The 386-nt window shown below is 53.6% G+C and carries 1 protein-coding gene; it reads right to left on the reverse strand.

What is annotated here, in order from left to right; translation table 11 throughout:
- Nucleotides 1-68: 68 nt before the first annotated feature.
- Nucleotides 69-386 (reverse strand): DUF485 domain-containing protein (locus tag FJV41_RS56685; RefSeq protein ID WP_438616803.1); only part of this gene is annotated, 318 nt, incomplete at its 5' end.

Genomic DNA, 386 nt, shown 5'->3' on the forward strand with positions numbered 1-386 from the left:
AATAGCATCTGCGGCGTGAGCGCCGAGGGGCAGCAGCGTGGCGGCGAGCGCCGTCAGGACTCTCTTGATCATGCTTTTACCTCGTTGAGAACGCTTTTGGTCAAACGGTCGAATTCACCGTTAGCTCGCCAGACATAAATACCGGTCAGGATAAACGAAATGACGATCACGCCAATGCCGAGCGGGATCCCACGGGTGACGCTGGTTCCGGCGTGCAGCGGGGTGCCGAGCCAGCCGGGTGCAAAGGCGATAAGCAAAATAAAGCCCACATAGATCACTAACATAATCACTGACAGAATGGCGGCAAACCGTTGCCGTGATGCAACTAACTCCCTGAAATGCGCACTATTTTCTATCCGCTGACAAAGTTGTTCATTCATCTTAGC

The sequence above is a fragment of the Myxococcus llanfairpwllgwyngyllgogerychwyrndrobwllllantysiliogogogochensis genome (assembly GCF_006636215.1).
GTDB lineage: Bacteria > Myxococcota > Myxococcia > Myxococcales > Myxococcaceae > Myxococcus > Myxococcus llanfairpwllgwyngyllgogerychwyrndrobwllllantysiliogogogochensis.